General features: G+C 69.7%; 9 protein-coding genes. 6 read left to right on the top strand and 3 right to left on the bottom strand.

Features of this window, described 5'->3' with window-relative positions:
* Positions 1-265: 265 nt before the first annotated feature.
* A complete protein-coding gene (locus tag ABEA26_RS20715; RefSeq protein WP_345594287.1) occupies positions 266-754 on the top strand; it encodes a hypothetical protein in 489 nt (162 codons plus the stop codon).
* A 176-nt stretch (positions 755-930) separates the two neighbouring features.
* Here the strand turns inward: ABEA26_RS20715 and ABEA26_RS20710 are convergent, their stop codons facing one another.
* Positions 931-1,125, bottom strand: a complete 195-nt coding sequence (locus ABEA26_RS20710) for a hypothetical protein (RefSeq protein WP_345594285.1) — start codon at positions 1,123-1,125, stop codon at positions 931-933.
* A gap of 230 nt (positions 1,126-1,355) precedes the next feature.
* Positions 1,356-2,819 carry an NsdA family TPR-like regulatory protein gene (locus ABEA26_RS20705; protein WP_345594283.1) on the bottom strand — a complete coding sequence of 488 codons (1,464 nt, stop codon included), beginning with the start codon at positions 2,817-2,819 and terminating at the stop codon, positions 1,356-1,358.
* A gap of 236 nt (positions 2,820-3,055) precedes the next feature.
* Between ABEA26_RS20705 and lipB the strand changes: the two genes are divergently transcribed.
* From lipB to ABEA26_RS20685, 4 genes are all read left to right on the top strand, one after another.
* On the top strand, positions 3,056-3,922 hold the full coding sequence (gene lipB / locus ABEA26_RS20700) for a lipoyl(octanoyl) transferase LipB (protein ID WP_345594281.1): 867 nt from the start codon (positions 3,056-3,058) through the stop codon (positions 3,920-3,922).
* 156 nt (positions 3,923-4,078) lie between these two features.
* Positions 4,079-5,032, top strand: coding sequence for a lipoyl synthase (lipA, locus tag ABEA26_RS20695; RefSeq protein WP_345594279.1), 954 nt, complete (start codon positions 4,079-4,081; stop codon positions 5,030-5,032).
* A 232-nt stretch (positions 5,033-5,264) separates the two neighbouring features.
* A complete protein-coding gene (locus ABEA26_RS20690; protein WP_345594277.1) occupies positions 5,265-5,495 on the top strand; it encodes an SCO2195 family GlnR-regulated protein in 231 nt (76 codons plus the stop codon).
* Positions 5,496-5,608: 113 nt separating this feature from the next.
* A complete protein-coding gene (locus tag ABEA26_RS20685) occupies positions 5,609-6,313 on the top strand; it encodes a DUF4191 domain-containing protein (RefSeq protein ID WP_345594275.1) in 705 nt (234 codons plus the stop codon).
* A 164-nt stretch (positions 6,314-6,477) separates the two neighbouring features.
* Here ABEA26_RS20685 and ABEA26_RS20680 read toward each other — a convergent pair whose 3' ends face one another.
* On the bottom strand, positions 6,478-6,945 hold the full coding sequence (locus ABEA26_RS20680; protein WP_345594273.1) for an RDD family protein: 468 nt from the start codon (positions 6,943-6,945) through the stop codon (positions 6,478-6,480).
* A gap of 219 nt (positions 6,946-7,164) precedes the next feature.
* On the opposite strand from ABEA26_RS20680, the gene glnA reads away from it, so the two are divergent.
* Positions 7,165-8,574, top strand: coding sequence for a type I glutamate--ammonia ligase (gene glnA / locus ABEA26_RS20675; protein WP_345594272.1), 1,410 nt, complete (start codon positions 7,165-7,167; stop codon positions 8,572-8,574).
* The last annotated feature ends 144 nt before the right edge of the window (positions 8,575-8,718 follow it).

Raw genomic sequence — 8,718 nt, 5'->3', positions numbered from 1 at the left:
ACGGGGGTGCTTCTCGAATGACTGTTTGATACCCTCTGATCCACTTGCCGGGGGGCATAACGACAGGTACACGCAACCGGCTCAGAGAAGACAGCAAACTACCGTTGAGGATCAGGTTTCCTGACACCATCGGTCATCCAGCAGCTCGCATTACCTTCGAAACACCTCTCTTCCCACAACTGAGGTTCCGACTGCCAGCAATTCAGGCAGCGAGGGCTCACCGCGCATTACTGGAGGAATTGGAATGAGATCACGCACTCGGATAATGCTGGCGTCCACCCTCATAGCCGCTACTGCGGCTACTGGCTTTTCCACCCTGGCTTCGGCGGAAACCCCCACCGCCCCGCGTGCGGCGGATGGCGAAATACCACACACCGTCGAAGATTTCAATTACCCCGGAGCGGAGAGGATTCTGGCGGACAAAGGGATCAAGCTGAAGCGGGGGGACGGCCATATCCTGCTTGCCGAGTGCGACCAGAGTGCTGACCAGATCACGGTTTTCACCGTCGCGGACTCGACTGCCGGCCGAGAGGGCACGTACTGCTTCGAGACCACCGCGGCCACCGGCCACCTCACCCTTGAACTGCCTCGTGTCTTCGCCCTTCAGGCCAGCGAGCAGCCCGTCAGCGCGGACCTGACCTCGGAAGGCCAGACACAGACGGTCGAGCTGGCCGAGGACGAATTCAAGAGCGTGGGCGAAGGAACCGTTGGCGGTGCTCAGTCCGTCCTGGTCGAGATCCGCGTGACGGGCTGATGCCGTTCATGACCAGATCCCGTACAGCGCCGGGTAGAAGTGAGTGTCCCATCGTGTCCGCACGACGTACTCACGCCGGGGTCACCGCGGGCCTGATGGCCACCGTGGTGGCCGCCGGCTGTCTCACCACGGGCGCCGCCCAGGCCGCCGCCCGGCCCCGCCGGCGCTGACGACACCTACGCCCAAGCGCCCGCGAGCCCCCCTTTTTCGAGCTGCTGCGCACGGACCGCCGCCAGGCAGACGTTGACCGCCATGGCCGGTGTGATGTGCCGATACCGGGCGTGGTACTTGCAGCCCTGGTGGTGGCCCGGGCCGCACTCGCTCTTCGCGGTCCGGAAGCATTCCTCGATCGTCCGCTGGAGGCCGGCCACCACCAGCAGCGTGTTCAGGGTGGTGCCTTCGGGGGCAGAACCGGAAGTACGTCCCGGTGTCCCCGCGGACCTCCACCCTGCCGTCCGGGGTCCGCACCTACAGGTGTGCCTTGGCGTCGTTGTCCGCGGGCGGAGACGACTGGGTCCGGTCCGGCGTCCCTCACGACCGGTCACCCCGGCTCCGGAGGTGACCGGTCCGTCCGTCGTCGTCCGCCCCGGCGCCGGTGCCACTACCCCAGCGCCGCCACCTTGTCCCGGTACCCCCGCACCGGCGCCGCGTCCCGGTACGGCTCCAGGCGCCGTTCGAAGTCGCGTACGTACTCCGCCGCTCGCACCGACCGCATCTCGGCCGCCTGCCCGGCCGCCTCGGCGGCCAGCTGACAGGCCTGGTCGAGTTCGCCCAGGCCGAGGCGGGCGGTGGCCAGGACGACCCGGCAGAACACCCGGCTGCGGGCGTAGACGGGGGCGCGCAGTTGCAGTGAGCGCTCCGCGTGCTGGGCGGCGGCGCGGAACTGCTGCAGATCACGGTGGCAGTGCCCGAACTCGTCGGCGAGCTGCGCCTCGTCGAAGAAGCGCGCCCAGTGCGGCACCTCGTCGCCGGGCCGGGCGGTCTCCAGGGCTCGCTCCGCCCGGACCAGCGAGGCGGTGCAGGCCCGCACCTCGCCGAGCAGGCCGTGCGCCCGCGCCTCGGCGGCGTGCAGCAGCGTCTGCACGACCGGCGGAGCGGAGGTCCCCACACCCTGCTGCGCCACCCGCGCGAGCTGCACGGCCTCGCGCCCGTGCCCCAGGTAGACGGCCTGGCGGCTCATGGTGACCAGCACATAGGAGCCGTACGCCCGGTCCCCCGCCGCCTGCGACAGCCGCAGCGCCTGCACGAAGTAGCGCTGGGCGAGTCCGTGCGCGGCGATGTCGTACGACGTCCAGCCCGCGAGCCGGGTCAGGTCGGCGGCGGCGGCGAACAGGCGGCGGCCGGTCTGCTCGCCGTAGGTGCCGCGCAGCATCGGCTCCAGCTCGTGCTCCAGGTAGCGCACCAGGGCCTGGCGGGCGTGCCCGCCGCCGTACCGGTCGTCCAGGCTGCGGAACAGCTCGCCGACCGAGCGCAGCGCGGCGAGGTCGCCACCGGTGACCCTCTGGCCGGGGCCGCGTTCGGCGGGGGCCCGCCGGCGGGACGGGTCGAGCGGCACGGCGATCCTGGGCGCCGCCGGCCGGCCCTGCGCGGGGATGCGGACGGGCACCTCGGTACGGGCCACCTTCTCGTCGGCGCGGCCGATGAGCCAGTCCCGGCTGGGCACGACGAGGCCCGCCGGGGTGAAGGCGATCTTGCGCAGTTCGGCGTGGCTGCCGGAGTCCTTGCGCCACAGCCCGCCGACGATGTCGACGGCCTCCTCCGGGCCGGCGGCGAACTCCAGCCCCGCGTAGACGGGCGCGCAGGCGTCGAGGCCGAGGTCCTGGGCGGTGAGGCGGCGGCCCAGGCGCCGGGTGAAGACCTCGGCGATCAGGGCCGGGGTGGTGCCGCGGGGCTGCTGGCCGCGCAGCCACCGGGTGACGGACGTCTTGTCGTATCTCAGGTCCAGGCCGTGTTCGAGTCCGAGCTGGTCGACGCGACGCGCGAGACCCGCGTTGGAGAACCCCGCTTCGGCGATGAGCGCGGCGAGCTGGCGGTTGGGGGTGCGCTGCGCGGGTCGTTCCGTCATGGTGCGGTGCGGTCTCCTGCCTTCCGGGCCGTTCGATGTGCCCGGAGCGCCTATGAGCAGCCCTTATGGCCTCGTGAACGGCGCGAATGTAGCGGAGAGTAAGCACTCGATCGCACAATTCGCCCAGTATTCATCCGATCGTGTGAGGATTGCCCGCCCGGCTGACGACGAACGGGCGGTCGTACAGTGGCGTGGGCACGGTTCGTGCCTTACGACCTTCCAGGGAGGCACTTGCCGTGAGTGAGCTGCGGTTCGTCCGAATGGGGTTCGGTGCCGAACGCGTCGAGTACCAGGAGGCGTGGGACGAACAGCGCCGGGTGCACGCCGCGCGGTTCGCCGACGAGGTCCCCGACACGGTGCTGCTCCTCGAACACCCGCCGGTCTACACCGCCGGCCGGCGCACCGAGGACAGCGAGCGCCCGCTGGACGGCACGCCGGTCGTCGACGTGGACCGCGGCGGCAAGATCACCTGGCACGGTCCGGGCCAGCTGGTCGGTTACCCGATCCAGAAGCTCCCGCGCCCGGTGGACGTGGTCGCGCACGTACGGCGGCTGGAGGAGGCCCTGATCCGCACCTGCGCGGAGTTCGGGCTGGCGACCAGCCGGGTCGAGGGCCGCAGCGGAGTGTGGGTCCTCGGCGACCCGGTGGAGCGGCGCCCGGCGCCATATGGAGGGGCAGCGCGCAGCGCTTCGGCTGAGGGTGGTGGCGGGCGACGGGCGGGACTCTCCCTGGACTTCGACCCCCGGCTGACCGACGACGAGTTCGACCCGCGGATGAACGGGCCGGAGTACGCCCCGTCCAACGCGGGGCAGCGCCGCGAGGACCGCAAGATCGCCGCGATCGGCATCCGGGTCGCCAAGGGCGTCACCATGCACGGCTTCGCCCTGAACGTGAACCCCGACAACAAGTGGTTCGACAGGATCATCCCGTGCGGCATCCGCGACGCGGGCGTCGCCTCCCTGGCGAACGAACTCGGCCGCGACGTGCCCGTCGAGGACGTACTCCCGGTGGCCGAACGCCACCTGCGAGACGTCCTGGAGAACGCGGACCTGAAGCCGCGGGTGATCGAGAAGGCGACGGCCCGAACAGCGCCGGCGGCATAAATCCAGCCCGTCCGGCGTTCGAGGACGAGGTCGTTCAGACCGAAGCGGGGGCCTGGGGGCCGGCAGCCTCCGGCGAGGCCAGCACCCTCGCCGGGCATTCAAATCAACGGGCGTACGCTTAAAGGCGCCGAAGAATCAAACGCTAGGGAGCCGGTCGTGTCCGCAGTCGCACCCGACGGACGCAAGATGCTGCGCCTGGAGGTCCGCAACAGCCAGACCCCCATCGAGCGCAAGCCCGAGTGGATCAAGACCCGGGCGAAAATGGGCCCCGAGTACACCAAGATGCAGAACCTCGTGAAGAGCGAGGGCCTGCACACCGTCTGCCAGGAAGCCGGCTGTCCCAACATCTACGAGTGCTGGGAGGACCGCGAGGCGACCTTCCTCATCGGTGGCGACCAGTGCACCCGGCGCTGTGACTTCTGCCAGATCGACACCGGCAAGCCCGAGGCGCTCGACCGCGACGAGCCGCGCCGGGTCGGCGAGTCCGTGGTCACCATGGACCTGAACTACGCGACCATCACCGGCGTCGCCCGTGACGACCTGCCCGACGGCGGCGCCTGGCTGTACGCCGAGACGGTCCGCCAGATCCACCAGCAGACGGCGGAGCGCGAGGACGGTCGGACCAAGGTCGAGCTGCTCGCGCCCGACTTCAACGCGGTGCCGGAACTCCTCCAGGAGGTCTTCGCCTCCCGCCCCGAGGTCTTCGCGCACAACGTCGAGACGGTCCCCCGGATCTTCAAGCGCATCCGCCCCGGCTTCCGGTACGAGCGCTCCCTGAAGGTCATCACCGACGCCCGCGACCACGGTCTGGTCACGAAGTCGAACCTGATCCTCGGCATGGGCGAGACCCGTGAGGAGATCAGCGAGGCGCTGCGGCAGTTGCACGAGGCCGGCTGCGAGCTGATCACCATCACGCAGTACCTGCGCCCGTCGGTGCGCCACCACCCCGTGGAGCGCTGGGTCAAGCCGCAGGAGTTCGTGGAACTGCAGCAGGAGGCCGAGCAGATCGGCTTCTCCGGCGTGATGTCGGGCCCGCTGGTGCGGTCGTCGTACCGGGCCGGGCGGCTCTACGGAATGGCCATGGAACAGCGCCGGTCCGCCACCGTGTGAATTCACGCACAAGTCACTACTGGCCAGTAATGGCCGATACGCCGCGGTCCCGACCGTCCTCGCAGATGAGGACACCGGTCGGGGCCGCGGCGCCGTTCCGGCCTCCGGCATCGCGGTTTCATGTCCGTTTGACCAGTGGGTCACGCCCTGGTAACACCAATCAGTGACCCTGAAATCACACCACGTACACCCGTCTCCGCACCCGGAGCCGTACCGAGGGGGGACCACCACGATGCAGGCCGCGCCCGTTCGTGCCACCGCCGCCCGTGCCACCGCCGTCCGCGCCACCGCGATTCCGTCGTTCACCACCGCGCTGCGCGCCGTCGAGTCGCTGCTGATGAGCGGTGGCCAGCGCACCGCCCGGCGCAACGCCTGGACCTCCGTGCTGGAGGACCGCCGCCGCGCCAAGGACCGGATCGAGGCGGAGCGCGTCCTCGGGCAGTCCGTCGCAGGCCGCCCCTGACGACACCCCCGACCCCGCCCCGGCCCCCGTCCCGTCTTCCCCGACCCCGTCCCGTCTCCTCGCGCCGGGCACTGCCGTCGTCGGCGCTTTCGGGGGCACGTAGACTTCCTGTCATGGCGAGGAAGGAACCTGCAGCGGACGCTGCGAATCCCGGGCGACTGAAGCAGATCGCTCTGACCTACAAGATGACCCGCAAGGCCGACAAAAAGATCGGTCTTGTACTCGCGGGTGTCGGCATCGTCGTCTTCGGTGTCTTCCTCGCGATCGGTTTCCTGATCGGTCACCCCATCTATCTCGGCATCCTGGGCCTGCTGCTCGCCTTCCTCGCGACGGCGATCGTCTTCGGGCGCCGGGCCGAGCGGGCGGCCTTCGGCCAGATGGAGGGCCAGCCGGGCGCCGCAGCGGCCGTGCTGGACAACATCGGCCGGAAGTGGACGACGACCCCCGCGGTGGCGATGAACCGCAACCAGGACGTGGTGCACCGCGCGGTCGGCAAGGCCGGCATCGTGCTGGTGGCGGAGGGCAACCCGAACCGGGTCAAGTCCCTGCTCGCCGCCGAGAAGAAGAAGATGAACCGCATCGTGGCCGACGTGCCCGTGCACGATCTGATCGTGGGCACCGGCGAGGGCCAGGTCGAGCTGAAGAAGCTCCGCACGACCATGCTCAAGCTCCCCCGCGTCCTGTCCGGCCCGCAGGTCACCGCGACCAACGACCGGCTGCGCGCGCTGGGCGACCTGATGAGCAACATGCCGATGCCCAAGGGCCCGATGCCGAAGGGCATGCGCATGCCCAAGGGTGGCAACCCCAGGCAGCGCTGACCCCACAGGACTCCGACACGCCGGTACGGCGATGGGGGCGCCCGACTCGGCAGATGTGCGGCTACCGCCGCGTGGCCGAGGGCGCCCCCATCGTCGTACCGCCCGCGATCACCGCACCGCCGACGACCGCCCTACCGCCCGCGGTCGCCGCCGGACTCGGGGCGTCAGATCCGTACTTCCACGGTGCGCGCCACCCGGTCGTGCAGGCCGCGGCCGTCGCGGTCCCAGATCAGCGCCGGCAGGGCGAGGCACAGCAGGACCGAGCGCAGCAGGGCGCGCGGCGGGCTGGGGCGGCCCGTGCTCAGCTCCACCACCCGCAGGCCGAAGAGGCGCTTGCCCGGGGTGAAGCCGACCGTACCGACGGTCAGCACGCTCAGTACGAAGAAGATCAGCAGGGCCCAGTTGCCGGTCGCCTGGCCGTAGCCGTCCGTGATCAGGCCGTATGCGATCAGGAGGCACAGGCCCCAGTCGACGGCCAGCGCGCCGAGCCGCCTGCCCGGCCGGGCGATCGAGCCCGGCCCGTCCTCCGGCAGACCCAGTTGCTCTCCCCGGTATCCGAGATCGGCGCCGGCCCCTTCGATGGCCGCGCGCGGCCCGGAAAGCCACGACCCGATTGCTTGCCTGTTGTCCACCCGTCCACGGTACTGCGCCCGTATATGACCGGCGTACGGCGGGGTGTGACGGGCCGGGATGAGGCCTACGCTGGAACAAGGCCGGTTAACTTCTGCGAAACAAATGGGTCACGCCCGAGAAATCACCCGTCCCTAGGGTCGAGGAAGCGTGTGCCACCCGCAATGGACGCACGAACGATCTACCACCCCGGCGGGACGGTCGGGAGTAGGAGGAGCTGGATGTTCCAGAACGCCGACGACGTCAAGAAGTACATCGCGGACGAGGACGTCAAGTTCGTCGACGTCCGGTTCTGCGACCTGCCGGGCGTCATGCAGCACTTCACGTTGCCCGCCACGGCGTTCGACCCCGACGACGAGCAGGCCTTCGACGGGTCCTCGATCCGCGGCTTCCAGGCCATCCACGAGTCGGACATGTCCCTGCGCCCCGACCTGTCCACGGCGCGCCTCGACCCGTTCCGCCGGGACAAGACCCTCAACATCAACTTCTTCATCCACGACCCGATCACGGGCGAGCAGTACTCCCGCGACCCGCGGAACGTGGCGAAGAAGGCCGAGGCCTACCTCGCCTCCACCGGCATCGCCGACACGGCGTTCTTCGGGCCGGAGGCGGAGTTCTACGTCTTCGACTCCGTCCGCTTCGCCACCAGCGCGAACGAGTCCTTCTACCACATCGACTCCGAGGCCGGCGCCTGGAACACCGGCGCGGTGGAGGACAACCGCGGTTACAAGGTCCGCTACAAGGGCGGCTACTTCCCGGTCCCGCCGGTCGACCACTTCGCCGACCTGCGCGCCGAGATCTCCCTGGAGCTGGAGCGCTCCGGCCTCCAGGTCGAGCGCCAGCACCACGAGGTGGGCACCGCCGGCCAGGCCGAGATCAACTACAAGTTCAACACGCTGCTCGCCGCGGCCGACGACCTCCAGCTCTTCAAGTACATCGTGAAGAACGTGGCCTGGAAGAACGGCAAGACGGCGACCTTCATGCCGAAGCCGATCTTCGGCGACAACGGCTCGGGCATGCACGTCCACCAGTCGCTGTGGTCGGGCGGCGACCCGCTCTTCTACGACGAGCAGGGCTACGCAGGCCTGTCGGACATGGCCCGCTACTACATCGGCGGCATCCTCAAGCACGCCCCGTCGCTGCTGGCCTTCACCAACCCGACGGTGAACTCCTACCACCGCCTGGTGCCGGGCTTCGAGGCGCCGGTGAACCTGGTCTACTCGCAGCGCAACCGCTCCGCCGCGATGCGTATCCCGATCACGGGCTCGAACCCGAAGGCCAAGCGCGTCGAGTTCCGCGCGCCGGACGCCTCCGGCAACCCGTACCTGGCCTTCTCGGCCCTGCTCCTGGCCGGCCTGGACGGCATCAAGAACAAGATCGAGCCGGCCGAGCCGATCGACAAGGACCTCTACGAGCTGGCTCCCGAGGAGCACGCGAACGTGGCCCAGGTCCCGACCTCCCTCGGCGCGGTCCTGGACCGCCTGGAGGCCGACCACGAGTTCCTCCTCCAGGGCGACGTCTTCACGCCGGACCTGATCGAGACGTGGATCGACTTCAAGCGCGCCAACGAGATCGCGCCGCTGCAGCTGCGTCCGCACCCGCACGAGTTCGAGATGTACTTCGACGTGTGACCGACACCCGGGTCGGGCGACCTGGGCCGATGCCCTGGCCTCCCCCTTGTGCACCGAGTGCGCACCGCCCGGACAAGTCCCTGACTTGATGACAGAACGCCGCGAGGGCCGCTCCCCCATGGTCGGGGGCGGTCCTCGTTGGCT

The sequence above is a fragment of the Streptomyces marokkonensis genome, assembly GCF_039539045.1.
Lineage (GTDB): Bacteria > Actinomycetota > Actinomycetes > Streptomycetales > Streptomycetaceae > Streptomyces > Streptomyces marokkonensis.
The sequence above is the reverse complement of the archived record's forward strand: the minus strand, read 5'-3'. Positions and strand labels throughout refer to the sequence as shown.